At 68.0% G+C, this 26,834-nt stretch carries 22 protein-coding genes; 5 read left to right on the forward strand and 17 right to left on the reverse strand.

From position 1 onward, the window contains the following. Positions 1-12 precede the first annotated feature (12 nt). The 11 genes from IEJ03_RS14405 to ffh all read right to left on the reverse strand — a co-directional run bounded on the left by IEJ03_RS14405 (position 13) and on the right by ffh (position 11,098). Positions 13-573 (reverse strand): YitT family protein, encoded by a 561-nt coding sequence (locus IEJ03_RS14405; protein WP_242458124.1) that lies wholly within the window; start codon positions 571-573, stop codon positions 13-15. A gap of 222 nt (positions 574-795) precedes the next feature. Further along, the gene (gene recJ, locus IEJ03_RS14410) at positions 796-2,601 is read right to left on the reverse strand and encodes a single-stranded-DNA-specific exonuclease RecJ (protein WP_192035498.1); all 1,806 of its coding nucleotides are present in this window, start codon (positions 2,599-2,601) and stop codon (positions 796-798) included. A 113-nt stretch (positions 2,602-2,714) separates the two neighbouring features. Beyond that, complete coding sequence (gene thrC, locus IEJ03_RS14415) at positions 2,715-4,103, reverse strand: threonine synthase (protein ID WP_192035499.1); 1,389 nt, start codon at positions 4,101-4,103, stop codon at positions 2,715-2,717. Positions 4,104-4,219: 116 nt separating this feature from the next. Further along, a complete protein-coding gene (locus tag IEJ03_RS14420; RefSeq protein ID WP_192035500.1) occupies positions 4,220-5,536 on the reverse strand; it encodes a homoserine dehydrogenase in 1,317 nt (438 codons plus the stop codon). Between the two features lie 95 nt (positions 5,537-5,631). Next, positions 5,632-6,363, reverse strand: a complete 732-nt coding sequence (locus tag IEJ03_RS14425; protein WP_192035501.1) for a DsbC family protein — start codon at positions 6,361-6,363, stop codon at positions 5,632-5,634. Positions 6,364-6,365: 2 nt separating this feature from the next. Further along, positions 6,366-7,262 (reverse strand): site-specific tyrosine recombinase XerD, encoded by an 897-nt coding sequence (xerD, locus tag IEJ03_RS14430; protein ID WP_192035502.1) that lies wholly within the window; start codon positions 7,260-7,262, stop codon positions 6,366-6,368. A gap of 122 nt (positions 7,263-7,384) precedes the next feature. Next, on the reverse strand, positions 7,385-7,741 hold the full coding sequence (rplS, locus tag IEJ03_RS14435) for a 50S ribosomal protein L19 (RefSeq protein ID WP_192035503.1): 357 nt from the start codon (positions 7,739-7,741) through the stop codon (positions 7,385-7,387). A gap of 132 nt (positions 7,742-7,873) precedes the next feature. Further along, positions 7,874-8,650, reverse strand: a complete 777-nt coding sequence (trmD, locus tag IEJ03_RS14440; RefSeq protein WP_192035504.1) for a tRNA (guanosine(37)-N1)-methyltransferase TrmD — start codon at positions 8,648-8,650, stop codon at positions 7,874-7,876. Between the two features lie 58 nt (positions 8,651-8,708). Continuing rightward, positions 8,709-9,245, reverse strand: coding sequence for a ribosome maturation factor RimM (gene rimM / locus IEJ03_RS14445; RefSeq protein WP_192035505.1), 537 nt, complete (start codon positions 9,243-9,245; stop codon positions 8,709-8,711). A 41-nt stretch (positions 9,246-9,286) separates the two neighbouring features. Then, entirely contained in the window at positions 9,287-9,535 is a 249-nt protein-coding gene (gene rpsP / locus IEJ03_RS14450; protein WP_192035506.1) for a 30S ribosomal protein S16, read from the reverse strand. A gap of 135 nt (positions 9,536-9,670) precedes the next feature. Further along, complete coding sequence (ffh, locus tag IEJ03_RS14455) at positions 9,671-11,098, reverse strand: signal recognition particle protein (protein WP_192035507.1); 1,428 nt, start codon at positions 11,096-11,098, stop codon at positions 9,671-9,673. 198 nt (positions 11,099-11,296) lie between these two features. On the opposite strand from ffh, the gene ccsA reads away from it, so the two are divergent. After that, positions 11,297-12,091 carry a cytochrome c biogenesis protein CcsA gene (gene ccsA, locus IEJ03_RS14460; RefSeq protein ID WP_192035508.1) on the forward strand — a complete coding sequence of 265 codons (795 nt, stop codon included), beginning with the start codon at positions 11,297-11,299 and terminating at the stop codon, positions 12,089-12,091. 84 nt (positions 12,092-12,175) lie between these two features. Then, entirely contained in the window at positions 12,176-13,459 is a 1,284-nt protein-coding gene (locus IEJ03_RS14465; RefSeq protein WP_192035509.1) for an HlyC/CorC family transporter, read from the forward strand. Between the two features lie 208 nt (positions 13,460-13,667). On the opposite strand, the gene IEJ03_RS14470 is transcribed toward IEJ03_RS14465, so the two are convergent. Both IEJ03_RS14470 and IEJ03_RS14475 read right to left on the reverse strand, forming a co-directional pair. Continuing rightward, positions 13,668-15,608 carry an MFS transporter gene (locus IEJ03_RS14470; RefSeq protein WP_242457988.1) on the reverse strand — a complete coding sequence of 647 codons (1,941 nt, stop codon included), beginning with the start codon at positions 15,606-15,608 and terminating at the stop codon, positions 13,668-13,670. Then, on the reverse strand, positions 15,605-16,219 hold the full coding sequence (locus tag IEJ03_RS14475) for a TetR-like C-terminal domain-containing protein (RefSeq protein ID WP_192035510.1): 615 nt from the start codon (positions 16,217-16,219) through the stop codon (positions 15,605-15,607). The genes IEJ03_RS14470 and IEJ03_RS14475 overlap by 4 nt, the downstream gene beginning before the upstream one ends. Before the next feature lie 224 nt (positions 16,220-16,443). Here IEJ03_RS14475 and IEJ03_RS14480 point away from each other — a divergent pair, with 224 nt between their 5' ends. Together IEJ03_RS14480 and IEJ03_RS14485 are read left to right on the forward strand one after the other, a co-directional pair. Beyond that, complete coding sequence (locus tag IEJ03_RS14480; protein WP_192035511.1) at positions 16,444-17,130, forward strand: SOS response-associated peptidase; 687 nt, start codon at positions 16,444-16,446, stop codon at positions 17,128-17,130. Further along, positions 17,130-20,021 (forward strand): insulinase family protein, encoded by a 2,892-nt coding sequence (locus IEJ03_RS14485; RefSeq protein ID WP_192035512.1) that lies wholly within the window; start codon positions 17,130-17,132, stop codon positions 20,019-20,021. Before IEJ03_RS14480 ends, IEJ03_RS14485 begins: the two co-directional genes overlap by 1 nt. A 111-nt stretch (positions 20,022-20,132) precedes the next feature. Here IEJ03_RS14485 and sbcB read toward each other — a convergent pair whose 3' ends face one another. The 4 genes from sbcB to minC all read right to left on the reverse strand — a co-directional run bounded on the left by sbcB (position 20,133) and on the right by minC (position 23,615). Further along, positions 20,133-21,626: an exodeoxyribonuclease I gene (gene sbcB / locus IEJ03_RS14490; RefSeq protein ID WP_192035513.1), complete on the reverse strand. Its 1,494-nt coding sequence runs from the start codon at positions 21,624-21,626 to the stop codon at positions 20,133-20,135. A gap of 104 nt (positions 21,627-21,730) precedes the next feature. Then, complete coding sequence (gene minE / locus IEJ03_RS14495; protein ID WP_192035514.1) at positions 21,731-21,982, reverse strand: cell division topological specificity factor MinE; 252 nt, start codon at positions 21,980-21,982, stop codon at positions 21,731-21,733. Beyond that, entirely contained in the window at positions 21,979-22,797 is an 819-nt protein-coding gene (gene minD, locus IEJ03_RS14500) for a septum site-determining protein MinD (RefSeq protein WP_192035515.1), read from the reverse strand. Before minD ends, minE begins: the two co-directional genes overlap by 4 nt. A gap of 44 nt (positions 22,798-22,841) precedes the next feature. Then, on the reverse strand, positions 22,842-23,615 hold the full coding sequence (gene minC, locus IEJ03_RS14505) for a septum site-determining protein MinC (RefSeq protein ID WP_192035516.1): 774 nt from the start codon (positions 23,613-23,615) through the stop codon (positions 22,842-22,844). A gap of 281 nt (positions 23,616-23,896) precedes the next feature. On the opposite strand from minC, the gene IEJ03_RS14510 reads away from it, so the two are divergent. Beyond that, a complete protein-coding gene (locus IEJ03_RS14510) occupies positions 23,897-26,704 on the forward strand; it encodes a DUF349 domain-containing protein (protein ID WP_192035517.1) in 2,808 nt (935 codons plus the stop codon). Positions 26,705-26,834: the final 130 nt, after the last annotated feature.

Consider the following 26,834-nt stretch of genomic DNA (forward strand, 5'->3'; position numbering starts at 1 on the left):
GAGACGCTCGGGTCAGCTCACCCCGATATAGCGCCCGGGCTTGTGGTTGAGGGCGATGATCAGGTTCATGGTCACCGCCCCCAGCACCGACAGCGCGATGCTGTCGGGCTCGAGCACCAGGAAGGACAAGCCCAGGATCAGCATGTCGACACCGAGCTGCACATAGCCCGCACGCCAGCCATAGCGCTCCTGCAGGTAGAGCGCCAGGATATTGATGCCGCCAAGGCTGGTGCGATGACGAATCAGCACCAGCAGGCCGATGCCCAGCAGGCTGCCGCCGATCACCGCCGCATAGACGGGGTTCAGCGCCGCGATGTCGACCCAGTGTGGCGTCAGGGTGGCGAAGAGCGACAGCAGCGCCGTGGCGATGAAGGTGCGCAGGGTGAAAGACCAGCCCATGCGCTTGATCGCCAGGTAGTAGAACGGCAGGTTGATGATGAAGAACATGCCGCCGAAGCCGAGCCCGGTGACGTACTGCGCGAGCAGCGCCAGGCCGGCGGTGCTGCCGGCAAGTAGCATCGCATGGGAGTAGAAGGTCACCCCGAGCGCCACCAAGAGGGTACCGAGCAGCATCGCCAGCACATCCTCATGGGGCCGGTGCGGGTCCTTCGGCACATCCTTAGGCTCGACGTCTTCGAGCTCCGGTCGTTCGCCCTGAGTACGCTCACCCAGGTCCTCCTCCCAGCTTTGCTTCTCCTGGACCGCCTCCTCTCGGCGTTGGGACTCGCGGCGCTGTTCGGTCATCGGCGGCCTCCTTGGCCAGATCACATCATCGAAGAAGAGAACCGATCCGGCTCAGGCCAGCGGCTCGGCGTGCTCGACCATCAGCTGCAGCGACTCACGGCCCTTCCAGCGGTTGCGATTGAGCTTGAAGGCACAGCGCAGGGTGGCGCCTAATCCGAAGGCCGGCACCTCGCCGGGAGTCAGCGCACGGAACCAGATCGCCCGCACCGTGGTACGGCCATGGCCGAGCTCCAGCATCAGGTGGCTGCCGTCCGCCCCCACCGGACGCAGCGCCTCGACGAGGAAGTCACCCTCGAACAGCGGGGCCTCGAACTCACGACCGAAGGGCGATAGCGCCTCCAGCTCATCAAGCGTCGCAAGCGTGAGTTGCTCAGGCTCAAGGGCCCCATCGGTGAAGACGCAGGGGTAGAGCTCACGCTCGCCAAGCTGCTCGCCCGCCGCCTGCCACAGCGCCCGGCGGAAGTCGTCGAGACGCTCCCGGGGCAGGCCGATACCGGCGGCCCCGCGGTGGCCACCGAAGCGCGGCAGCGCCTCCGGCGCCAGGTCATGGGCACGCTGCAGGGCGTCACGCAGGTGCAGCCCCTCGATGGAGCGCCCGGAGCCGGTCAGCATGCCGGCGGTCGCCGCCGGGGTCAGCACCAGCGCCGGGCGGCCGAAGGCCTGTACCAGCCTTGATGCGACGATGCCCTGCACCCCGGCATGGCCGGTCTCCAGGAACACCACCAGCGCCGGCACATCCTCGGCGAGCTGGGCGGTGGCCAGGGCCTTGGCCTCCTCGGCCATCTCGGCCTCGATGGCCTTGCGGGACTGGTTGTCCTGATCCAGCACCTCGAGATGGCGCGCCGCCGTCCCGTCATCGGCGGCCAGCATGAAGTGCAGCGCCGCGTAGGGATCATCGAGGCGCGAGCGGGCGTTGATGCGCGGGCCCATCTGGAAGGCCAGGGTCTCGGCGCCGAAGGGCACGCTGTCCGGGCCCAGGCGCGCGGCCATGGTTCGCCAGCAGGCGGCTTCCATGCGGTTGATCAGGGTCAGGCCGTGATTGACCACGGCGCGGTTGGCGGCACTGCCGCCCAGCGACACACAGTCGGCGACGGTACCCAGCGCCACGTAGGAGAGCCAGGGCGAGAGCTTGGGGGTCGAGGGCGACAGCGCGCCCCAGTCGATCAACACCTGGCGGGCCAGCGACATGGTCAGCCAGGCGACCATGCAGCCGGCGATAGTGGGGTCCGGGTAGTCGCAATCGTCCCGGGTCGGGTTGACGGTGGCGTAGGCCGAGGCCGGCGGCCCCTCCTTGGGCAGCGCATGGTGGTCGGTGACCACCACCTCGAGCCCGGCCTCCTTGAGCCTTTCGATGCGCGGCTCGTCCGAGCTGCCGCAGTCGGCGGTGATCACCAGCCGCGGCCCCGGCGAGAGGCGCAGGGTGCGCTCGACCAGCGGCAGGCTGATGCCGTAGCCGTCGTTGATGCGATGGCCGATCAGGCTGTGCAGGCGCGACTCCGGCACCCCGAACAGCTCGTTGAGGGTGCGTCTGATCACCACGTGCGAGGTAATGCCGTCGACATCGTAGTCGGTGAGGATGCCGATATGCTCGCCCTCGACCACCGCCTGGGCGATACGCTCGGCGGCGCGGCGGGCGTCCTTGAGCCGCTCGGGATGCGCGAGGTGGCGAAGGCTCGGCGACACCAGGGGCGCGATCTCGCCCTGGTAGCCGGAGAGCCGCCCGGCCAGCACCCGCGCCTGCAGCTCGGAAAGGCCCTCGGCCTGGGCGCGGGCATAGAGCGCCTCGTCGCGGGGACGCGGTTCGATGCGGGGGCGAAGCGAAGCGGCGGAGGATGTCGAGAGCGAGGCGGGTTCCACGGCGGCTCCTCAGGAGGCACGAGTCAGGGGGCTCGGCAAGAGAATGACGAAAAACGCCCGGCGGACCGGGCGTCATGACGGCTCAGTAGTGGTGAGCTCAGCAGGGCGGGCTCTCAGCGGCGCTGGTCGGCGACGAAGCGCTGCACGGCCTCGAGCTCGGCGGGCAGCACCGTGTAGCGCTCCTCACGCTCGAGCAGGTCGTCCATGTGCGGCGGCAGCGGCACGCCCGGGAAGCCCGCCTTGACCACCGCCTCGGCGAACTTGGCCGGGTGGGCGGTGGCGAGCGTCACCATCGGCGTGGCGGCGTCGGCGCGCGCCCGCTCGGCGGCCCGATAGCCGGTGGCGGTGTGCGGGTCGAGGATCTCATGGGTGCGATGATGGGCCTCGCGGATCACCTCGAGGATGGTGGCATCATCCACGCTGTGGCTCGAGAACTTCTCGCGCAGCTTGGCCAGCGGCGCCTCGGCCAGCGCCGTGGGCTCCTGCTGGAAGCGCTCGAGCAGGGCGGCCACGGCGTCGCCATCGCGATCGTAGGCATCGAACAGCAGGCGCTCGAAGTTCGACGACACCACGATGTCCATCGACGGCGCCAGGGTCGCGGCGAGCTCCTGCTTGGAGAAGTCGTTGGCGGCCAGGGTGCGGTGCAGGATGTCGTTGGCGTTGGTGGCGATGATGAACTGCTTGACCGGCAGGCCCATCTGGTAGGCCATGTAGCCGGCGAAGACGTTGCCGAAGTTCGCCGAGGGCACACAGAAGCTGACCTTGCGGTGCGGAGCCCCGAGCGCCACGGCGGAGGCCACGTAGTAGACGATCTGGGCCATGATGCGCGCCCAGTTGATCGAGTTGACCGCGACCAGTCGGGTGCCGTTCAGGAAGTCCTGGTTGGCGAAACTCGCCTTGACCATCGCCTGGGCGTCGTCGAAGTTGCCCTCGATGGCGACATTGAAGACGTTGTCGGCCAGCACCGTGGTCATCTGGCGACGCTGCACCTCGGAGACCCGGTTATGCGGGTGGAGGATGAAGATATCCAGGTTGTCGCAGTGGCGGCAGCCCTCGATGGCCGCCGAGCCGGTGTCGCCGGAGGTGGCGCCCATGATCACCGCGCGCTCACCGCGCTTCTTGAGGAAGTGATCGAGCAGCCGGCCCAGCAGCTGCAGGGCGACGTCCTTGAAGGCGAGCGTCGGGCCGTGGAACAGCTCGAGTAGGAAGTGGTTGGCGTCGAGCTGATTCAGCGGCACCACGGCGTCGTGGCTGAAGGTGGCGTAGGCGTCCTTGACCAGGCCACGGAAGGTGTCGTCGTCGATCTCGCCGTTGACGAACGGCTTCATCACCCGGAAGGCGATCTCGGCATAGGAACAGCCGGCCATGTCGGCCAACTCTTCCTTGGAGAGCTGAGGAATGGTCTCCGGCACATAGAGGCCGCCGTCGCTGGCCATGCCGGTCAGCACGACCTCCTCGAAGGACAGCGCGGGCGCCTGCCCGCGGGTACTGATATAACGCATCGTTCGATCCTGTGTGCGCGCCCCGACCACTCTGGATGAGGGGCGAGGCGCGTGGTCCAGCGCAGGGTCGGGCCCGCCGCTTGTGGTTAACCGGCCGGGCCCGCCGCTTGTCGTTATTAGGCGTTCTCGTCGAGGCTCTCGACGCGGATGCGGGTCACCGAGCCGGCGATGTCGGCCAGGGACTCGAGCTGACGGATGACCTCGTTCATGTGCTTCTCGCGGGTGCGGTGCGTCAGCAGGATGATCGGCACCAGCTCACCCTCGATGGCTTCCTTCTGGATGATCGCCTCGATGGAGATGCCCTGCTCGGAGAGGATAGTCGCCACCCGCGCCAGCACGCCGGGGCGGTCGACCGCCAGCAGGCGCAGGTAGTAGGCGGTGGTGATCTCTTCCATCGGCAGGATCGGCAGATCGTTGTCGCTCTCGCCGATGCCGCTGAAGGCCAGGTAGGGCACCCGATAGCGGTGTTCGGTGCTGATGTCCCGCGCCACGTCGAGCAGGTCGGCGACCACCGCCGAGGCGGTCGGTTCGGCCCCGGCGCCCGCGCCGTAGTAGAGGGTCGGCCCCACGGCGTCGCCCATCACCTCGATGGCGTTCTTGACCCCATGAACATTGGCCAGCAGACGCTCCTTGGGCACCAGCGCCGGGTGCACCCGCAGCTCGAAGCCGGCCTCGGTGCGCTTGGAGATCCCCAGGTGCTTGATCACGTAGCCGAGGTTGTCGGCCTGCTCGACGTCGTCGAAGGTGATCCGCGAGATGCCCTCGGTGTAGGCTTTCTCGAACTGCAGCGGCACGCCGTAGGCGATGGAGGCCAGGATAGTCAGCTTGTGGGCGGCGTCGATGCCCTCGACGTCGAAGGTCGGGTCGGCCTCGGCATACCCGAGCGCCTGCGCCTCCGCCAGCACGTCCTCGAAGGCGCGGCCCTCGTCACGCATGTGGGTGAGGATATAGTTGCCGGTGCCGTTGATGATGCCGGCCAGCCACTCGATGCGGTTGGCGCCGAGGCCCTCGCGCAGCGACTTGATCACCGGGATGCCGCCGGCCACCGCCGCCTCGAAGGCGACGATGACGCCCTTCTCGTGGGCGGCCTGGAAGATCTCGTTGCCGTGCACCGCGATCAGCGCCTTGTTGGCGGTGACTACGTGCTTGCCGTGCTCGATGGCGGTCAGCACCAGCTCGCGAGCCACGTCATAGCCGCCGATCAGCTCGACCAGCACGTCGACGTCGGGATTGCGGGCCACCTCGAACACATCGCTGGTGGTCTTGACGCCGGTGGTATCGCAGTCGGGATTCTCGCGCCGCATCGCCACCTGCTCGATGACGATCGGGCGACCGGCCCGACGCGCGATCTCATCGGCGTTGCGCATCAGCACATTGAAGGTACCGCCACCCACGGTGCCCAGACCACAGATTCCCACTCTGACCGATTTCAACGTTTTGCTCCCCTTGCAGGTACTCGATTGTTGGCCTTGTCGACGCCCGTGGCGTCAGGACGGCCGCGACTGCGACCGCCTCATCGCTCAGTCATTCAGCCGTTCAGGCCCAGCATTTCCGCCAGCCGCTCGGCCGGCACATAACCCGGCACCAGGCGCCCGTCGGGCAGCACGATGGCCGGTGTGCCCTGCACGCCGAGCTCCATGCCCAGATGATACTGTGACTCGACCGGATTGTCGCAGTCGGGGGCGACATCCAGCGACTCGCCGCGCTTGCTGGCGGTCATCGCCTCGGCCGGGTTCGGGGCGCACCAGACCTGGCTCAGGAGACGGGCGCCCTCGGAGCCGGCGCCGGCCCGCGGAAAGGCCAGGTAATGCACGGCGATGCCCAGGTCGTTGAGGGCGGGCACTTCCTCGTGCAGGCGCTGACAATACGGGCAGGTGGTGTCGGTGAAGACGTGCACCGTGGCACGGGGCTCGTCATCGCCACGGAAGATCACCTGCTCGCTCTCGGGCACCGCGGCAATGCGCGCGGCGCGCTGGGCATTGCGGGACTGCTCGCTCAGGTTCACCAGCCCATCGGCGCGGTTGGCGTAGATGTCCCCGACGACGAAGTGCTCGCCGCCGGCATCGCTGTAGAAGGTCTCACCGTTGGCCAGGTGCACTTCCCAGAGCCCCTCGACAGGCGTCTCCAGCACCTGCTCGACCGGCATGGCCTCGCCATTGACGGTGAGGCTCTCGGTCAAGGCCTGGGGCGGCGCCGCCATGGCCTGGACGGTGAACAAGCCGGCCAGCAGGCCCGTGGCGGTAAACAGCAGTCGATTCATGGTCAACCTCGAGGATGGTGGTCGGCATGCAGCGTTTCCAGGCGTGCCTGGGCCACATGGGTATAAATCTGGGTCGTCGACAGGTCACTGTGACCCAGCAACAGCTGTACGACACGCAAGTTGGCCCCATGATTCAATAAATGCGTGGCGAAGGCGTGTCGCAGGGTGTGGGGCGACAACGGCTTGTCGATCTCCGCGGCCCTCGCATGCACCTTGATACGATGCCAGAAGGTCTGACGGGTCATGAAGCCATCGCCGCGCCCGGGGAACAAGGGCGGGCGGGTGATATCTCGCATCAGGGCCCCGCGCCCGGCCCGCAGGTAGCGCTCCAGCCAGGCGATCGCCTCCTCGCCCAGCGGCACCAGTCGCTCCTTGTCGCCCTTGCCCAGCACCCGCACCACGCCCTGACGCGGGTTGACCGCATCGGTGCTCAGCCCCACCAGCTCCGAGACTCGCAGCCCCCCGGCATAGAGCACCTCGAGCATGGCGCGATCGCGAAGCCCGAGGGCCGTCTCGGTATCCGGCGCTTCGAGCAGGCGTTCGACCTCCTCCTCGTCGAGGGTGCGGGGCAGGCTAGGCCGCACCGGCGGCAGGCGCACCTCGGTGAGCGGGTCGGCCTCGATCAGGCCCTCGACCAGCGCCCAGCGGTAGAAGCGGCGCAGGCTCGACAGCAGCCGGGCGTTGGAGCGCAGCTGATAGCCGGCGGCGCGGCGCGCGTCGAGCCAGTCAGGCAGCGCCCGAGGATCGGGGCCAAGCAACGACTGGCCGTGCTCTGCCAGCTGCGCGGCAAAGGCAGCGAGGTCATGGCGATAGGCCGCCAGGGTATTGTCGCTGGCGCCCTGCTCGAGCCACAGGGCATCGAGAAAGCGCTCCAGCAGGATCTCGGCGTGATCGCTCATGCGGTGCTCTCATGATGGCCGAATGATGGCCGACGGCGGGGTGGTCACTCTCCCTCCCAGACACGACAAAACCCCGCCCCGCGCAAGCGGTGACGGGGTTTTGTCGTGAAGCATCTCCGGACTTAGGAGAGCTTTTCCTTGATGCGTGCGGACTTGCCGCTGCGCTCGCGGAGGTAGTACAGCTTGGCCTGGCGCACGTCGCCGCGACGCTTGACCGCGATGGAATCGACCAGCGGGCTGTAGGTCTGGAAGGTACGCTCGACGCCGACACCGTGGGAAATCTTGCGCACGGTGAAGGCGGAGTTCAGGCCGCGGTTACGCTTGCCGATGACGACGCCTTCGAATGCCTGCAGACGCTCGCGGCTACCTTCCTTGACCTTGACCTGGACGACGATGGTGTCGCCCGGGGCGAAGGCCGGGATTTCCTTGGCCATCTGCTCGGATTCGATCGCCTGGATCACGGAATTCTTGCTGCTCATTGCTAGCTCCTCGATAACTTTTATCGCCTTCGGCCGGGGCCGTCGGCGGTGATCCCGACGCGAATCCTGAGGATGGCGCGGGAATCGCTCTGTGTATGACGCAGGGGCACGACACGCATGCCAAAAGCCTTTTCAGGAAGGCGCCTGCACCTCCGCCTTGCTGGCGTGTTCCTCGATGAATTCATCGAGCAGTGCCTGCTGATCAGCCGCCAACGTCCTGCCCTCGAGCAGGTCGGGACGCCTGAGCCAGGTGCGGCCCAATGACTGCTTCAGCCGCCAGCGGCGAATCGCCGCGTGGTTGCCGCTAAGCAGCACATCCGGCACCCGTCGCCCGTCGATCTCGTCGGGGCGGGTGTAGTGCGGGCAATCCAGCAGGCCATCGTTGAAGGAATCCTCCTCCGCCGACGCCTGATGACCCAGCACACCGGGCACCAGTCGGGCCAGCGCATCGACCATCACCATGGCGGGCAGTTCGCCGCCACTCAGCACGTAGTCGCCGATCGAGACTTCCTCATCGATATCGGCTTCCACCACGCGCTCGTCGATGCCTTCATAGCGTCCAGCCACCACCACCAGGGGGCCGCTGTCGGCCAGCGCCTGCACGCCCGCCTGATCCAGAGGTCGCCCCTGTGGCGACAGGTAGATCACCCGGGCCGGCCGGCCGGCACTGCTCTCGGCCGTTGCCCGCGCCTCATGGATGGCATGGCGCAGGGTATCGACCTTCATCAACATGCCTGGTCCGCCCCCGTAGGGACGATCATCCACCGTGCGGTGGTTGTCGGTGGCGTAGTCCCGGGGATTCCAGAACTCGAGCTCCAGCAACCCCTGTCTGACCGCCCGTCCCGTCACCCCATACTGGGTGATGGCATCAAACATCTCCGGGAACAGCGATACGACCCCAATCCACACGGCGTTTCTTCCAGGCCTAGCTCCCCTAAGTCACCGGGGAGGGCGTCACCAGGACGTCTTAAAATTCGGGATCCCAGTCCACCGTCATGCAACCGGCGTCCAGGTCCACCTCGAGCACCACTTCGTCGGGCAAAAAGGGCAGCAGCCGCTCCTTGCCGTCGGCGTCCTTGACGACCATCACGTCGTTGGCGCCGGTCTCGAACAGGTAGGCCACACGCCCCAGGCTCTCGCCATCGTGTGTGGTGACCCGGAGACCCTCCAGTTGGTGCCAGTAATACTCGCCCGCCTCGAGCGCCGGCAGCGACTGCTTGGGCAGCAGGATCTCAGCGCCCGCCAGTTGCTCGGCCTGCTCGCGCGACGTCACCCCGTCCAGCAGGGCCACCAGGCCCTTGCCGTGCTGACGCCCCTGAGCCAGCTTCCGGTCGACGAGCTTGCCGTCGAGCCGCAACTGCCACTCGGGGTAGTCGAGGATGCCGTGCATCGGGCTGGTGTACGAATACACCTTCAGCCAGCCCTTCACACCGTAGGGACTGGTCAGCTTGCCCAGCACCACGTGCTGGTCGCTGCCGGTGCCTGTCGTTGCGTCTTGGGTCATGGCCATTACCACCTAGATGCCTCTGCGACCGCAATTCAGGCTCAGGCCTGCTTGCGGGCTTCCTTGACCAGCTCGGCGACGCGCGCAGAGACCTGGGCACCCTTTTCCTGCCACTGGGCGATACGGTCCAGATCGATGCGCAGGCGCTCTTCCTGGCCGCGGGCGACCGGGTTGAAGAAGCCGACGCGCTCGATGAAGCGGCCGTCACGGGATTTGCGAGAATCGCTTACGGTCAGGTGGTAGAAGGGACGCTTCTTGGCGCCACCACGTGCCAGACGAATGGTAACCATTGCGTTATCTGTCCTTCGGTTGGAGTTGCTGAAAATTGGTCTTCGGCCGCGCGCTGTCGCGCGGTCCTGCCACGAAGACGCGACATTCTACGGAAATCGAGGCGTCTTGGGAACCTTTTGTGTGCCGAGCGGCGCTCACCGCCGCGGCAGGCCGCCCGGGCCGCCCATGCCACCGGGGCCACCCATGCCTCCCATACCGCCGGGGCCACCCGGACCACCGCCGCCCATCATGCCGGACATGCCGCGCATCATCTTCTGCATGCCGCCCTTCTTGCCGACCTTCTTCATCATCTTCTGCATCTGCTTGTGCTGCTTGAGCAGGCGATTGAGGTCGGGGACCTGCAGGCCGGCACCGGCGGCGATGCGACGCTTGCGCGAGCCGTTGATGATCTCGGGCTTGCGGCGCTCCTTGGGCGTCATCGAGTTGATCAGCGACTCGAGCTTGCCGAACTCCTTCTCGGGTCCCGGGCCCTTGGCCATCTCAGCCATCTGCCCCATGCCCGGCAGCTTGCCCATCAGGCCGCCCATGCCGCCCATCTTCTTGAGCTGCTGGAGCTGGTCGCGAAAGTCCTCGAGATCGAAACCGTCGCCCTTCTTGACCTTCTTGGCGAGTTTTTCGGCCTTGCCCTTGTCGACGGTGCGCTCGGCTTCCTCGATCAGCGACAGCACGTCGCCCATGCCGAGGATGCGCGAGGCCACACGATCCGGGTGGAAGGGCTCCAGGGCATCGACCTTCTCGCCCATGCCCATGAACTTGATCGGCTTGCCGGTGATGTGGCGCACCGACAGGGCGGCACCGCCGCGGGCGTCGCCATCGGCCTTGGTCAGGATCACGCCGGTCAGCGGCAGGGCCTCATGGAAGGCCTTGGCGGTGTTGGCGGCATCCTGGCCGGTCATGGCATCGACGACGAACAGGGTCTCCTGGGGCGCACAGACGCGGTGCAACGCCTGGATCTCGTCCATCATGTCGGCATCGACATGCAGTCGACCGGCGGTGTCGACGATCACCACGTCGTGGAACTGGATCTTGGCGTGCTTGAGGGCCGCCTCGGCAATCGCCACCGGCTGCTGGGAGGAATCGGAGGGGAAGAAATCGACCTCGACCTCACCGGCCAGCGTCTCGAGCTGATCGATGGCCGCCGGGCGATAGACGTCGGCGGAGACCACCAGCACCTTCTTCTTCTCGCGCTCGCGCAGATAGCGGGCGAGCTTCGCCACCGAGGTGGTCTTGCCCGCGCCCTGCAGGCCGGCCATCAGGATCACCGAGGGCGAACCCTTGAGCACCAGGCCCTCGGTGCCGTCGCCCATGATCGCCTCGAGTTCCTGCTGGACGATCTTGACGAACTGCTGGCCCGGCGAGAGGCTCTTGGAGACCTCCTGGCCTACGGCGCGCTCGCGCACCCGCTCGATGAACGCCTTGACCACCGGCAGGGCCACGTCGGCCTCCAGCAGGGCACGGCGCACCTCGCGCAGGGTGTCCTTGATATTGTCGTCGGTCAGCTTGGCCTGACCGCTGATGGACTTCAGCGTCTTCGACAGACGCTCTGTCAAACTCTCGAACATGGGGCCCTCCGGCAGGGATGCCTGGCTTTGGGCGGCGATTATACGCCTTCCCGGCGTCAGTCTCCATGCGCCCGCCGGCATGGCTTCGCCCCCTCGCCGGCGCCCGGCTGGGCGCGACCGGGGGGATTCGGTATAGTAAGCCCTCCTTGGATTTTCCACCCGCGAGACGCCGCCGTCGACGGCGATGGACAGCAACCGATGCAGGCGCTTCCCTTTGCCCTCCTGGCCATAGCCTTTTATCTGGGCGCTGCCTCCTGGCAGGCGCTGGCACTTTTGCGCCGCGTGCCCCAGCGCCAGGGCCTGGTGCGCGGCCTCGGCACCCTGGGGCTGGCCTTCCACGGCTGGGTGATTGCCGCGGTGATTCACGAGACCGGCGGCCTCTGGCTCGGCCTGTCGCCGAGCCTGGTGATGGTCAGCGCCCTGATCACGGCACTGCTGATGCTGGTCAGCCTGGCCAAGCCGGTGCTCAATGCCGCCGTGGGGGTGCTGCCCATCGCGGCGCTGACCCTCGTGACCGCCGTAGCCTGGCCCGGCGGCGAGCACTCGGGCCACCTGACGCCGGGCATCGCCCTGCATGCCATCAGCTCGGCACTGGCCTTCGCGCTGCTGGCCATCGCCGCGGTGCAGGCCATGCTGCTGGCCTGGCAGAACCAGGCCCTGCGCCATCACCATACCCGCGGCGTGGTCCAGGCCCTGCCGCCGCTGACCACCATGGAGCGGGTGCTGTTCGAGCTGATCTGGGCCGGCATGATCCTGCTGACCCTGGCCATCGCCAGCGGCTTCCTGTTTCTCGACAACCTCTTTGCCCAGCACCTGGTCCACAAGACGGTGCTGTCGCTGGCCGCCTGGGTGATCTTCGCCGCCCTGCTGACCGGCCATCACTGGCTGGGCTGGCGCGGCCTCAGGGCGGTACGCTGGACCCTGGGCGGCGGCGCCCTGCTGCTGCTGGCCTACTTCGGCAGCAAGTTCGCCGTCGAAGTGATCTTCGCCTGAACCGGCCACCCGGGGCCTTGCCTTGACAGCCCCGGGGGGAATCCCTACAAACAAGCCTGACCTGTCATCGAGGACCTTCTCATCTTGAGTGACGATTTCCCGCTGGGACTGCTGTTCGGTCTGCTAGTCCTGCTCGTCGGCCTGTCCGCGTTCTTCTCGAGCTCCGAGACCGGCATGATGTCCATCAACCGCTACCGCGTCAGCCATCAGGCCAACAGCGGCGACCGCCCCGCCAAGCGCGTGCTGCGCCTGCTGGCGCGGCCCGACCGCCTGATCGGCGTGATCCTGATCGGCAACAACCTGGTCAACAACCTGGCGGCGGCTCTGGCCACGGTGCTGGCCATCCATTACTTCGGCGAGGTCACCGGTCCGGCCATCGCCCCGCTGATCCTGACCATCGTGATCCTGATCTTCGCCGAGGTCGGCCCCAAGACCTATGCGGCGATCAAGCCCGAGCGCATCGCCTACCCGGCGTCCCTGGCGCTCGAGCCGCTGCTCAAGGTGCTTTACCCGCTGGTCTGGCTGGTGAACGCCATCTCCAACGGCCTGCTGCGCCTGCTCGGCGTCAAGAACCTCGACGGCTCCGGCGATCACCTGACCCGGGACGAGCTGCGCACCGTGGTGCACGAGGCGGGCACCATGATCCCGCGTCGCCACCAGTCGATGCTGCTGTCGATCCTCGATCTCGAGAACGTCACCGTGAACGACATCATGGTGCCCCGCCACGAGGTGGTGGGCATCGACCTGGAAGACGATCTGGAGAGCATCCTGGCGCAGATCCGCACCAGTCAGCACACCCGGGTACCGGTCTTCAAGGGCGACATCAACAACATCATCGGCATGCTTCACCTGCGCAATGCCGCACGCTTCCTGTCCAAGGACGAGGTCACCAAGGCGGCCATCGTGCAGGAGGCTCGGGAGCCCTATTTCATTCCCGAATCGACGCCACTGCACACCCAGCTGCTCAACTTCCAGCAGCAGAAGCGCCGTACCGGCATCGTGGTCGACGAGTACGGCGACGTGGAGGGGCTGGTCACGCTTGAGGACATTCTCGAGGAGATCGTCGGCGAGTTCACCACCGACATGGCGGGCATGCACCAGGAGATGCACCTGCAGGACGATGGCAGCTACGTGATCGAGGGCACCGCCAACATCCGCGAACTGAACAAGTCGCTGGGCTGGCAACTGCCCACCGACGGCCCCAAGACCCTCAACGGCCTGATCCTCGAGCACCTCGAGTCCTTCCCCGAGGGCCCCACCTGCCTGCAGGTCGGCAACGTGCGCATGGAGATTCTCGAGGTCAGGGACAAGGTGATCACCTCGGCACGCTGCTGGCAGCACGTGCGCCGCACCGCCCGCCAGGAATGACGCCGACGCCCCGACCGGTCCAGGCCTGAGGCCTTGAGCCCTCAGGCCTGATCACCCGAGCGGAGACCACGAACCGACCTTCTGAGAAAAGAGCCGCGCTGGCAGCCAGCGCGGCTCTTTTTTTATAGGCTTTCTCGTAGCGCGCTTTTCGTCGCTCTTTTTTCTTCGTGCAAGGCGAATGGCCAGCGGAAACGTCAGGGTCAAGGCCTCACTCGGCGGCGCCGCGCGAGGCAGCTTGAGTGCCTGGCGTGATCCAGGCGTCGGCTTCCGCCTTCAGGGCCGTCACCCGGTCCGCCAGGCTGTCCCGACTGGCCTCGGCGGCCGGCACCGGCTCCCCGAATACCAACGCCACCCGCGCCTGGAAGCGCCGCGGCAGCCGACTCAGGGCGGGACCGTTGTGGTTAGAGGTCCAGGACCCCCAGAGCCCGGCGAGCCCGGCCGGCACCACCGGCACCGGGTTGCGGGCGAGGATCAGGTCGAGACCGCGACGAAAGGCCTGCACCTCGCCATCCCGGGTCAGCCGCCCCTCGGGGAAGAGCATCACCACCTCGCCATGACGCAACGCCTGGCTGACCTGATCGAGGGTACGTCGCAGGCCGCCGGGGTCACTGCGCTCGGAATCCACCGGGATGGCCCCTACCAGGCGGAACAGCCAGTTCAACCAGGGCGACTCGTAGATCGGCCGATCCATCAGGAAGCGCAACGGCCGTGGGCAGGCCCCACCGATTACCAGCGCGTCCATGAAGCTGACGTGATTGCAGACCACCAGCGCGGGTCCGCGGGCCGGCACATGGTGGCGACCGCGCAGGCGCAGCCGGTAGATCAGCGCGACCAGCGCGAACACCAGCAGGCGCAGCACCGGCCGCGGATGACGCACGATCATCGCCACCCCCGCCGCCAGAGCGATGCCGCCGAGGCTCGCCACGAAGCTCTGCAGATCGAGCCCCAGCCCCGATAGCATCAGCCAGCCATAACCGGCCGCCACCACCATCAGCAGCGCATTCACGATGTTGTTGGAGGCAATGATCTGGCCTCGCCGGGCCTCGTGGCTGCCGAGCTGCAGCAGGGTATAGAGCGGCACGATGTAGATGCCGCCACCGACGCCGACCAGCGCGAACCCCGCCAGCATGCGCCAGGCCGCCGGCGCCTCTAGCAGCCTCGCCAGCGGCTGCCCACCGGCCGTCGCGCTGTCCATGCCGGCCAGTAGCAGACTGGCCGCACCGATGATGAGCGCCCCCAGCGGTACCAGGCCAAACTCCAGGCGGCCTGCCGAGAGCTTGGCACAGGCCAGTGCCCCCGCCCCGACGCCACCGGCGAAGGCCGCCAACAGCAGGCTCAGCATGGCCGCCTCGCCCCCCGCCACCTGGTGCGCCCAGGCCGGCAGCTGGGTCAGGAAGCAGGCGCCCAGGAACCAGAAGACGCTGATGGCTTGGATCGCCGGCCACAGCACAGGCTCACGACGCGCGCCGCGCAGCACCTCGATCAGGCTCGTCAGGGGGCGAAAGCGCGGCCGGCCGCCCTCGCCCGCAGGATCAGCGGCGGCCGGCGTCCGGGACGTCGGCGGCAGCGCCAGACTGGCGCCAGCGCCCAGCAGGGCGATCCCCACCAGAGCGGCCATGAGTGACGGGCGCGACCAGGGCGCCGGCAATGCGGCCAGCACCCCCGCGAGCAGGGCACCGGCGAGGATCGCGGCGAAGGTACCGACATGAATCCAGGCATTGCCGCGACCGAGCTCATAAGACGGCAGGTGGTGCGGCAGGATGGCGAACTTGACCGCCCCAAACAGGGCCGACTGGGTGCCCGCCAGCACCAACAGCACGAACAGCGCCGCCAGGCTCTGGTACCAGATGGCCACGGCCGCCAGCGCCATCAGGATGCATTCGGCGAGCTTCAGCAAGCGCACCAGGCGCCGCTTGTCGAGGCGGTCGGCGAGCTCACCGCCCCAGGCGGAAAGCAGTAGAAAGGGCAGGATGAAGAGCCCCGCCGCCAGGTTGATGGCCAGTCCCAGATCCCAGCCGTGGCGTGGCACGGCGACGAAGGTCAGCATCAGCAGCAGGGTGTTGCGCAGGAGGTTGTCGTTGCAGGCGCCCAGCGCCTGCACCCAGAACAGGGGCGCGAAGCGACGCTGGGTCAGCAGGCCGCGATTCACATGCCGCCCGGCTGGTGCCGGAGCCCGTTGAGCAGGGTCGTGAGTAGCTGGTCGAGCAGCTCCCCGACCTCCAGCGGCTGGCCCTGCCAGTAGCCCAGGCGCTCGTTGAGGCCCAGCTGTACCAGGCCATGGACGCTGCCCCAGAGGGTGCGGGCCAGGCGGCGGGCCTCCAGATCATCGATCGCCGGCTGGAACTCCTTGAGGGTGGCCTCGACCCTCACGAACAGCGCCTCGATCATGTCGTTCTGACGCTGATCGAGCTCGCCCTCCTGAGCCAGCGGGTAATCGAACAGCAGCTGCCAGCGGTAGGGGGAGGTCTTGGCGAACTGCCAGTAGGCCTTGGCCAGGCCGGTCAGCCGCGCCTCGGGGCCACCGCTCTCGAGTCCCTCGATGGCACCGCGCAGATGGGCCAGGGTCTCGATATTGGCGTGCTGCAGGAGGTTGTTGAAGCTGCCATAGAGCTTCAGCAGGGTGCTGGGCGCACAACCGACCTCCCTCGCCAACGCGCGCAGCGACAGCGTATGGACGGGGTGCTCCTGGAGCCAGGCATCGCATGCGGCCATGACCTGAGCATGCAACGCTTCGGGCGCGTGCTGTCTGGGACGTGCCATTGCATCCTCGCAGGTACGCTGAACGGCTAGAGGGCGGAAGCGACAGAATCGCAGGTATCGAACAGCGTTTTATATCAGCATACCGCCCCCGCGCACAAACACAACTTCGTCAACGGGGCCACCGCCGGCGCTATGCAGTCCCGGGGCTCTTGGGTACCCTGACACCTCGCGCCAGTCGCCTGGCATCCATCAGCACCACCTGCTAAGACGACACGGGAGAGCCCATGGCCGGCCGCCTGCACATCGCGCCGCTTGACCTGCCCCGGCTACTGCCCGACCTCGCGATCGACGAACCGCTGCTGACCGGTGCCAACCTGGCTCCCCGCCAGGGGCTGTCGATGATCCGCCTCGATGCCGGCCGCCCGCACCTGAGCCGCGCCTTCTGGGGACTGACCCCGCCGTGGCTTAAGGTGCTCGACCACGCTCCCCACTGCGCCCGGGCGGAGAGTCTCGACGAGCGCAAGATGTTCGCCGAAGCCTTCGCCGCCCGCCGCTGCCTGATTCCGGTCAGCGGCGTCTATGTCTGGCGCACCTTGCCCCGCGGCAAGCAGCCCTACCTGGTGACCCGCGTCGATCGCGGCCCCCTGCTGCTGGCTGGCCTCTGGGCCCGCTTCCACACCACCCTGAGCGCCTTCCACGATTCCATGGCGCTGATCACCGTGGCCGCACCGCCGCTGCTGGCACCGCTCAGCGACCGCCTGCCGGCGGTGATCGAGGCCGGCCAGGCAACGGCCTGGCTCGACCCGGCGACGCCGCTCGACGAGGCTCGCGCCATGCTCAATCCGGCTCCCAGGGAACTGTTGGGCGCTTTTCCGGTATCAAGACGAGTGAATCACCCGCTGAATCAGGAATGGGCCTGTGGTCACCCGACCGGCCCCATGCTGCGCTGGCAGCCTGCACAGGAGTCATGATGACCGCCATAACCCGCCTTGCATCCCTGCGCCGCCATCGCGACCGCCTGGCCCTCGGCAGCGCCCTGCTGCTGGCCCTCATTGCCCCGACGCTGGCCAGCGCCTCGGCAACCGCCGAGGTCTCCGCCCAAGGATCCTCGCAAGCGTCGCCCGCCCTGGAGACTCAGGCCCTCAAGACCAGCCCCCATGACCGGCGCGACTACCGGCTGCTGACCCTGGACAACGGCCTGACCGTACTGCTGGTTAGCGACCACGAGGCCGACAAGGCCGCCGCCTCGATGAACATCGATGTCGGAAGTGCCAGCGACCCCGAGGACCTGGCGGGCCTTGCCCACTTCCTCGAACACATGCTGTTTCTCGGCACCGAGGCCTACCCGGCCGCCGACGCCTATCAGTCCTACATCAATCGTCACGGCGGCAGCCACAACGCCTTCACGGCAAGCCAGGACACCAACTACTTCTTCGACATCGAGCCCGAGGCCCTGCCCGGCGCCCTGGATCGGTTCAGCCAGTTCTTCATCGCGCCCCGCTTCAATGCCGACAAGCTGGAGAGCGAGCGCAACGTGGTGCATTCTGAGTATCAGGCGCGGCTGCGCGATGACGGACGCCGCGAGAATGATGCACTCGACCAGGTGCTCAACCCCGACAACCCGACCACCGGTTTCTCGGTGGGCAGCCGCGCCACCCTGACGTTGCCCGAGAACGCCAATACACCGCTGCGCGAGCGGGTCATCGATTTCTTCGAGACCCACTATGGCGCCAACGTGATGCACCTGGTCCTCGTCGCCCCCCAGCCGCTGGATGAGCTTGAGGACCTGGTGCGCGAGCGCTTTGCGGCGATTCCGGATCGCGGCCTGAGCCGCCCCGAAGTCGACGCCCCCCTGGTGCGCGCCGACAGCCTGCCGCTGTCCCTCGAGGTCGCCTCGCTGCGCGACGAGCGCCAGCTGCGTTTCTACTTCCCGGTGCACGACCCCGAGCCCTTCTACGCCACCAAGCCCGCTTCCTATATTGCCAACCTGCTCGGCCATGAGGGCGAGGGCAGTCTGCTGGCGAGGCTGCGCGAGGCCGGGCTGGCCGATGGCCTGTCGGCCGGTGTCGGCCACGGCGATGGAAAGCAGGCGCTGTTCACCGTCAGTATCAGCCTGACGCCCGAGGGCGCCCGACAGATCCCGCGGATCCAGGCGAGCCTGTTCTCGTCCATCGACCGCATCCGCCGTGAGGGGCTCGCCCCCTGGCGCTATCAGGAGCAGGCCCGCCTCGCCGAGCAGGAGTTCCGCTTCCAGCAACACGGCGCCCCGCAGCACGACGCCACCCGCCTGGCCATGAACCTGGCGCACTATCCGAGCCACGACGCCCAGTACGCACCCTACCGCATGGATGGCTTCGACGCGCCGCGCATCGAGGCCTATCTGGCGGCACTGACGCCGGATAATCTATTGCGGGTCTATCGCGCCCCCGACGTGACAGGCGAGACCACGTCTCCCTGGTTCGACGCCCCCTACCGCGTCACGCAGCCCCCCGAGTGGGCGAGCGCCTCGCCACTCGAAGACCTGGCCCTGCCCGAGCCCAACCCCTATATCGCCGAGGATCTCCACCTCGGTGAGGAAGAGGATGCCGTCCCCGGGCGCCTACTGAACACGCCCGGCGCCGAGCTCTGGCACCAGGCCCATGCCGGCTTCGACACCCCCAAGGTGGAATGGCGATTCAGCCTCCAGCACCCGGCGGCAGCGGCCAATGCCCGGGATGCCGCCTTGACCCGGCTGCTTGCCGGCTGGCTCAACGACAGCCTCAACGAGGCCCTCTACCCCGCCCGGCTGGCCGGCCACCAGTTCAACGCCTATGCCCACGCCCGCGGCATGACCCTGGCCTTCTCCGGCTGGCGCGACCGCCAGCCGCGACTGATCGAGCGGGTGCTCACCCAACTGACCGAGGGCGATATCCGCGCCGACAGCGTCGCGCGGGTCCGTCACCAGCTCGAGCGCGAATGGCGCAACGCCCCCGAGGCGGCTCTCTATCAGCAGGCCAATCGCGCGCTCGGCGAGGCGCTGCTGCGCCCTCAGTGGCCGGCGGCGACCCTGCTCGAGGCCATCGACACCCTGGACGCCGAGGCCCTGCGCGACTATCGCGAGGCCTTCCTCGGCGCGCTGCGCGTCGAGGCCCTGGCGGTGGGCGACCTGTCGGCCGACACCGCCCGCGCCACCGGCGAATCGGTCATCGCCACCCTGGCCCCGACCCTCGAGGCCACGGCGATACCCGACCTCGAGCCGCTGGACATCTCAGACGCCCTGCCCAACCTGCACCCCCACAGCACCCGCCAGGATTCGCTGGTGCTGCGCTACCTTCAGGGCCAGACCCGCACGCTGGACGAGCAGGCACGCCTGGCGGTGCTCGGCCAGCTGATCGCCACGCCCTTCTACACCCGGCTGCGCACCGAGCAGCAGCTCGGCTACATCGTCAGCGCCAGCTACATGCCGCTGCTCGAGGCGCCGGGCCTCGCCCTGCTGGTTCAGTCACCGGAGGCCGACAGTCAGGTGATCGGAAGCCGCATCTCGGCCTTCCTCGACGAGTTCGACCAGACCCTCGCCGAGCTGGACGAGGCCGCCCTGGCCCCATACCGGCAGGCCGTCCATGACCGCCTGCTGGAGCGCGACACCTCGCTTGGGCAGCTCGCCAATCGCCATTGGCAGGCCTTGGCCCGCGACGACACCGGCTTCGATCATCGCGAGCGCCTGGCCACGCGGGTCGCGACTCTCACTCCGCAGGGGCTGAAAGAGGCCTGGGGCGAGCTGCGAGAGGCGCCGACCGCCGACATCACCTTCGACCCCGGCGACAGCCCCAGCGATCTGCAGGCCCTCACCGCCGAGCTGATCCCGCTGCCCGAGGGCGACTGAGCCGCGCCTCGCGCCGCACCTCCCGACACGACGACGCCCGGCCCCTGTCTCAGGGCGCCGGGCGTCGTCGTTGTGATCCGCCGTTGTGATTCGTCGCGTAAGGGCGAGGCGTCAGGCGCCGAAGGCCTGCGCCGGCATGATCGCCTCGACGTGCATCACCAGTTCCTCCAGCACCTGGCGCTCGTGATCCTCGAGACTGACCTGGTTCAGGCGCTCGATCTCCCGGGCGAAGCCCTGCAGGGTCAGGCCGCCGAGGCTGGCATCGTTCATGCGTGACCAGCGATAGGCATCCCACTGGCCCTGCTCCTCGCCCTCGAGGGTGTCGGGGTAGCTGCGCGCCCGGAAGCGGAACAGCATCTCCTCGAGGCGCGGGTCCTGGAAGGCGAAGCTGGCGCCGACCAGGTCCCAGGGATCCGCCTCCCGCACCCGCTGCATCTGCTGGCGGTCGGCCGGCGAGAAGAAGCCGCCGGAGTAGAGCATCAGGTCCGGGTCCTGCGGACCTTCGGGGGGCGGCTCGGCGAAGACCCCCGCGGCGCTGCGCGCAGCCTCGGGGGCGGCCGAAAGCCGCTTCCAGTGCTCGCGACAGGTGGGCAGGTCGAGCCCCAGGCGCTCGACGATGGCGCCGTACTCGCCGCGACGCTCGCCGCTTATATCCTTCAGGTAACTCACCGGCATCAGTACCGGGCTCTTGTTGAGGTGGATCACCTTAAGCGGAATGCGGGTCTCGCCCTCGGCAAGCTCATCGGCGCCGACGAACACCCGAGCCCGGATCTCCTCCACCGACAGCTCGAACAGCGGCGTCGGGTCCACCGCCAGGTCATAGACGATCACCCCGTTGGGATTACTGGGATGCTCGGCCAGCGGCATCACCAGCGCGCTGCAGGCGCGGCTCGCCGGGTAGCGGCGGGAGATATGCAAGAGCGGCTTGCGCGAGGCGATATCCAGCCGCTTGGCCACCTCGCGCTTGCTGCGCAGGGCCAGCAGGTAGTCGAAGAGCCCCGAGTTACAGGACTTGAGCAGTCGCGCCAGGGCGATGGTGGCGCGCACGTCGGCCAGGGCATCGTGGGCGCCGGCATGCTCGATGCCATTGGCGGCGGTCAGGTGCTCGAGCTTGAAGCTCGGGGCACCGTCCTCGCGCCTGGGCCACTCGATGCCCTCGGGGCGCAGGGCATGGAAGGCCCGCACCACGTCGATCAGGTCCCAGCGCGAATTGCCGTTCTGCCACTCCCGGGCATAGGGATCGAGGAAGTTGCGGTAGAAGAGGTGGCGGCTGACCTCATCATCGAAGCGCAGGCTGTTGTAGCCCAGGACACAGGTGCCGGGCTCGCTCATGGCGTCGTTGATGATGCCGGCGAACTCGGCCTCGGGTACGCCCCGACGCTGCGCCTTCTGCGGCGTGATCCCGGTGATCAGGCAGGCCTGGGGATGCGGCAGGTAATCGTCGGCGGGCTTGCAGTAGACCTCGAGGGGCGCGCCGATCTCGTTGAAGTCGGCATCGGTGCGGATCGCGGCAAACTGCGAGGGCCGATCCCGGCGCGGGTCGGCCCCGAAGGTCTCGTAGTCGTGCCACAGAAAGGTCCGCGGAGCGGCGGGGGGCGGCGCCATGACAGGCTCTCCAGCAGTCCAAATAACGCCCAGCCTAGCACAGTCCCCGGAGCGGCTCAGCCGCTCCGGGGCGGGCCTTGCTCATTGCCGCCTTCATGACCGGCTCAGCTGCGCGGCAGGGTCACGTTGAGCTCGAGCACCGAACAGTCCTCGTCGCGATCGAGGCTGATGTTGATGGCATCCTGCTCGACCTTCACGTAGCGGCGAATCACCTCCAGCAGCTCGCGCTCCAGCATCGGCATGTAGTCCGGCTGGTCCCGCTGGCCACGCTGGTGGGCGACGATGATCTGCAGCCGCTCCTTGGCGACCGAGGCGGTCTTCTTGCGCTCGCCTTTCAGGAAATCCAGCAGTTTCACCGACGACCTCCCCCGAACACGCGGCTCAGCAACCCTTTCTTCTGGTACTCATGGAAACGCAGCGGCACGCTCTCGCCGAGCAGCCGCGACACGGTATCGGTGTAGGCCTGGCCGGCGTCGCTCTTCTGGTCGTGGGTGACCGGAATGCCCTGATTGGAGGCCCGCAGCACCGCCTCGGACTCGGGGATCAGGCCGATCAGGTCGATGGCCAGGATCTCGCAGATGTCGTCGAGATTGAGCATGTCACCGTCGTCGACCCGGGTCGGGTTGTAGCGGGTGATCAGCAGGTGCTCCTTGATCGGGTCGCGGTTCTGCTCGGCGCGACGGGTCTTGGAGGACAGCAGGCCGAGGATGCGGTCGGAGTCACGCACCGAGGACACCTCGGGGTTGGTCACCACCACCGCCTCGTCGGCGAAGTACATGGCCAGCTGGGCGCCGCGCTCGATGCCCGCCGGCGAGTCGCAGATGATGAAGTCGAAGTCTTCGGTCAGGGCATCGAGGATCTTCTCGACGCCTTCGCTGGTCAAGGCGTCTTTATCGCGAGTCTGGGAGGCCGGCAGGATGTGCAGGTTCTCGACCCGCTTGTCACGTATCATCGCCTGGTTGAGCCCAGCATCCCCCTGGATGACGTTGACCAGGTCATAGACCACGCGGCGCTCGCAGCCCATGATCAGATCGAGGTTGCGCAGGCCGACGTCGAAGTCGATCACCACGGTCTTGTTGCCGCGCAGCGCCAGGCCCGTGGCGATGGCCGCCGCACTGGTCGTCTTGCCGACCCCACCCTTGCCGGAGGTCACTACAATGATCTTGGCCAAGATAAGCTTCCTGTTGCTAAAGAGATAACCGATCGCCGCCCTGCTCAGGACAAGGCGGCGATCGCCAGCTGGTCCTCGCTCAGGCTGACCTGGACGGTACTGCCCAGCAGCCGCGGATCGATGTCGTCCAGACGTTTGTAGTTGCCGGCCACCGACAACAACTCGGCGTGAAGCTCGCGACAGAAGATGGCAGCCTCGCGTCCACCATGAATGCCCGCCAGGGCCCGGCCCCGCAGGGCACCATAGACATGAATATTGCCGGCCGCCAGCACCTCGGCGCCGGCATTGACCGCCCCGATCACCACCAGGTCGCCGTCCGCGGCGCTGACCTGCTGCCCCGAGCGAACGGTACCGCGGTAGATGCGCCCCGTCGGGGTCACCTCCGCCTGGCCCGCCCCCTGGGACGCGGCGTCTTCGGGCGCGGCAGTCTCCGGGGCGAGCGCCGCACGGGGCTCGCCCTGCGCCGTCACGCTCTCGAGGGCACGGGGACGCAGCTCCTGAGGCGGGAACCAGCCAAGCCCCAGCGCCCAGGCGGACTGCTTGACCGGATCGGTCCCGCCGCGTACCGCCACCGGCAACAGCTTGTGCGCCCGGCAGACCGCACAGATTCGCTCCAGCGACAGGTGGGGCTCATCGAGCTTCTCGACGCTGAGCACCACGGGCGTATGCTGAAAGAAGGCCGGCGACTGGCTGAGCTTGCCGGCCAGCTGGTCACGGATGCGCTCGGGATCGGCGCTGGTCAACTCCATGACCGTCATGGGCAACATGCCACCCTTGAAGGTAAATGCCATGCTGGCCCTGTCCATCTTGAGACTCATTGCCGGACTCCGCAGCGGGTGATGAGAGTTAAAGCTAAGCGAGGGATTGCGACCCTGCAACTGATCATAAGACCAAGCGGCCAGGCTGTCAGTGATTGTCTTGTCCTGCGGGCCTAATGACCCGCTGTCAGCCGGCTCCAGGGCGGCCACGAAGGCAAAACGCCCCGGTGTCCTTGATGCCGGCGGGGCTTTTCCGGTGCTGCGTCGCATGCTTAGATGATTGCTCATGGCCATGGCGCGGTGCAGGCGCCACCCCGCCGATACAGGAATGCAACGTCACCATGTCAGGAAAGACTCCCTCAGGATGGATCCGTCGCCTGCTGTCCCCGCGCTGGCAGCACCCCGATGCCGAGAAACGCCGCGAGGCTGCCCAGCGCCTGGACGCCACGCGCCCCGAGGACCATCGCCGGCTCGAGACGCTGGCCCGGGACCCGGATGCCAGGGTCCGCCAGTCCGCCCTGTCCCGGCTCGCCGATCCCCAGGCGTTGCTGGCGATGCTCGAAGACGAGGCCTCGCCGGAACTGACGACGCGCCTGACCGCCTTGCTGGTGGGACACGACGGCGACCTGAGCCTGGCGCATCGTCTGGCGCTGGTGGAACGCCTCTCGCACCCGCGCCTGCTGAATGATATCGCCATGCAGGGAGACAACCAGCAGCTCAGGCTGACCGCGCTGGCGCGGATCACCGACGAAACCGCGCTGCTTGACCAGGCCTGCGAGAACGGCATCGCCGCCGTGCGCCGCGCCGCCGCCGATCGCATCGACAGCGAAAGCGGCTTGCGTGAACTGGCCCGCCGCGCTCGGCGAGACAAGCAGATTCAGCGGCTGGCCCGGGAGGCCCTGAACCGGCGCCGGGCCGATGCCGCCCAGGCCCAAGCGGCCCACGAGAAACGCGAGCGGCTGCTCAGCGCCCTGGAAGCCCATGTCACCCATGCCTGGGAGCCCCTGTATGCCGGCCGCTATCGGCACCTGACACGGGAGTGGGAGAGCCTCAAGGACCTGCCCAGCGCCGAACATGAGCGTCGCTACCAGGACGCGGCCCTGGCCTGTCGCAAGGTCATCAGCGACCACGAGGCCCACCAGCAGGCCGCCGAAAGCGCGCATCAACAGCGCGAGAACGATGACGAAACGCGCCTTGGCCTGATCGAGTCGCTGGAGGAAGGCCTCGCCGGCCTGCGCCAGCATACGCGCCTCACCGGCCAGGACATGGCCAGCCTGCGCGCCCAGAAGCGCCTGCTCGATCAGCGCTGGGCGGCGCTTTCCGATCGTCACCCGCCCAGGGAGACCCTGCGCGCCCGCCACGACCAGGCCTTGGCCGACTACCATCGCCTGGATGTCGCCTGGTCGCGGCTCGAGCAGCACGCTGCAACCCTCGAACGGGCGCTCACCGACCATGACCGCGACCGCCTGGTCGCCCTGCTCGAGACCATCGCCTGGCCGAGCGAGCTGCCGCCCACCGACGCCATCGCCCAGGCGCGCGCCCAGCTCGACCCGCACCCGCCGCTCCACGGCCACGAGGCATCGACGGCCGGTCGCGACACACTCGAGCGTGACCTCGCGACCCTCGAGGAGCAGCTCAAGCGCGGCGCCTTCAAGGCCGCCAGCCGCCTGCACCAGCAACTGCGCCAGCAGCTCGCGACCCGTCCCGAGCAGGAACGCCGAGGCATCGAGAGCCGACTCAAGCGCCTTGGCGCACAGCTCGCCGAGCTGCGCGACTGGCGCGGCTTCGTCGCGGCCCCCAAGCGAGAGCAGCTGTGTGAGGCCATCGAGGCCCTGACCGAGGATGGCACCCTGGCCGCCGAGGCATTGGATCGCCGCCACCGGCGGCTGGTCCAGGAATGGAAGGCCCTCGGCGATGCCGCCGCCACCCACGAGCTGTCGAGGCGTTTCCGCCAGGCCTCCGATCGTCTGCACGAGCGCCTGGCGCCCTGGCGGGAGCAGCAGCAGACCCTGCGTATCCAGAACCTCGAGACGCGCCGCGCCCTGTGTGACCAGCTCGAGACTCTGCTGACGCGCCCCGATCCCGAGGCCGATCCGGACGCCCTGCGCGAGATTCGCGACAAGGCCCGCGAACAGTGGCGGCGCTGTTCTCCGGTCCCTCGGCCTCAGGCCCAGACGATCGGCCGGCGCTTTGCCACCCTCAGCCACGACCTTCAGAACCTGATCGATCGCCGCGCCCGAGAGATCGCCGCGGCCAAGCGCGCACTGATCCAGGAAGCCCGCACCCTGAGCGAATCGGCCCAGCCGGCCAGCCGGACGGCCCGGGACGCCAAGGGCCTGCAGCGGCGCTGGCGAGCCCTTGGCCGGGCGCCCAAGGGCGAGGAGCAGGCCCTGTGGCGGGAGTTTCGTGACCTGTGCGACGAGATCTTCGCCCGTCGCGAGGCGGAGCACGACGATCAGGCTGCCCGGGCCAAGGCGCGCCTGGACGCCATGCAGGCCGTCATCGATCGCCTCGATGCCTGGCAGCCGTCCTCCAGCCGCGATCAAGCTGTGCTCGACGAGGCCAGCGCCGAGATCGAGGCGCTCAAGCCCCTGCCCTCGGGGCGCCGCACCGAGGGCATGCGCAAGCGCTGGGCCGGAATCGTGCGGGCGCGCCGCGAACGGCTGGCCCGCCTGGCCGTCCATGAAGAGATCCGAGCCTGGCAATCCCTGCAACCGCTGCTCTCGGCGCACCTGGACGCCGACCGCAAGGCCCTGGACGGCCTGGCGCCCCGCGAGGTTGTCGCCGACGAGGTACTGGCCGGCGAAACACTGGCCGGCGACATGCTGAAGGCCCACCAGGCCCGCAACGACGCCCGCCGCCATCCTCCTGCCCCACAGACGGTCACGGATACCCTGACACGCCTGCGGGTGCATTTGGCGCTGCTGGCCGGCAGCGGTCTCGCCCATCAGGACGAGCCACTGCGCCTGGCGATTCAGGTCGAGCGCCTCAACGAGAGCCTCGGCCAGGAGGCCTCCCGGGCCGAGGAACTGCACGGCGTGCTGTGCGCCCTGCTGGCCACCGGCCCGGTGCCCGCCCAGCACTGGGCGCGCGAGGCACTCGAGCTCGATGCCCTGCTGCACCAGATGCTGCCTCTGCCGCCGCCCTGACCGGGACGCTGCCCATGGCTAGGTGGGCGGCCAAGCACGGCATGACATCTCATCTCGACAGCAACCAAAAGCCCCGAGGCCAAGGCCTCGGGGCTTTTTTGGGGCGTGCTTCGTATTGTGTCTTTCGGCG

It is taken from the genome of Halomonas sp. YLGW01, from assembly GCF_014840935.1.
In the GTDB taxonomy this organism is placed as follows: Bacteria; Pseudomonadota; Gammaproteobacteria; order Pseudomonadales; family Halomonadaceae; genus Onishia.

Coding starts and splice junctions, on each gene's coding strand:
- IEJ03_RS14510 (WP_192035517.1), top strand. CDS start 23,897: ATGTCAGGAAAGACTCCCTCAGGATGGATCCGTCGCCTGCTGTCCCCG.
- minC (WP_192035516.1), bottom strand. CDS start 23,615: ATGAGTCTCAAGATGGACAGGGCCAGCATGGCATTTACCTTCAAGGGT.
- IEJ03_RS14425 (WP_192035501.1), bottom strand. CDS start 6,363: ATGAATCGACTGCTGTTTACCGCCACGGGCCTGCTGGCCGGCTTGTTC.
- IEJ03_RS14405 (WP_242458124.1), bottom strand. CDS start 573: ATGCTGCTCGGTACCCTCTTGGTGGCGCTCGGGGTGACCTTCTACTCC.
- rimM (WP_192035505.1), bottom strand. CDS start 9,245: ATGACCCAAGACGCAACGACAGGCACCGGCAGCGACCAGCACGTGGTG.
- rplS (WP_192035503.1), bottom strand. CDS start 7,741: ATGAGCAGCAAGAATTCCGTGATCCAGGCGATCGAATCCGAGCAGATG.
- xerD (WP_192035502.1), bottom strand. CDS start 7,262: ATGAGCGATCACGCCGAGATCCTGCTGGAGCGCTTTCTCGATGCCCTG.
- rpsP (WP_192035506.1), bottom strand. CDS start 9,535: ATGGTTACCATTCGTCTGGCACGTGGTGGCGCCAAGAAGCGTCCCTTC.
- thrC (WP_192035499.1), bottom strand. CDS start 4,103: ATGCGTTATATCAGTACCCGCGGGCAGGCGCCCGCGCTGTCCTTCGAG.
- ffh (WP_192035507.1), bottom strand. CDS start 11,098: ATGTTCGAGAGTTTGACAGAGCGTCTGTCGAAGACGCTGAAGTCCATC.
- IEJ03_RS14480 (WP_192035511.1), top strand. CDS start 16,444: ATGGCCGGCCGCCTGCACATCGCGCCGCTTGACCTGCCCCGGCTACTG.
- IEJ03_RS14485 (WP_192035512.1), top strand. CDS start 17,130: ATGACCGCCATAACCCGCCTTGCATCCCTGCGCCGCCATCGCGACCGC.
- IEJ03_RS14475 (WP_192035510.1), bottom strand. CDS start 16,219: ATGGCACGTCCCAGACAGCACGCGCCCGAAGCGTTGCATGCTCAGGTC.
- sbcB (WP_192035513.1), bottom strand. CDS start 21,626: ATGGCGCCGCCCCCCGCCGCTCCGCGGACCTTTCTGTGGCACGACTAC.
- ccsA (WP_192035508.1), top strand. CDS start 11,297: ATGCAGGCGCTTCCCTTTGCCCTCCTGGCCATAGCCTTTTATCTGGGC.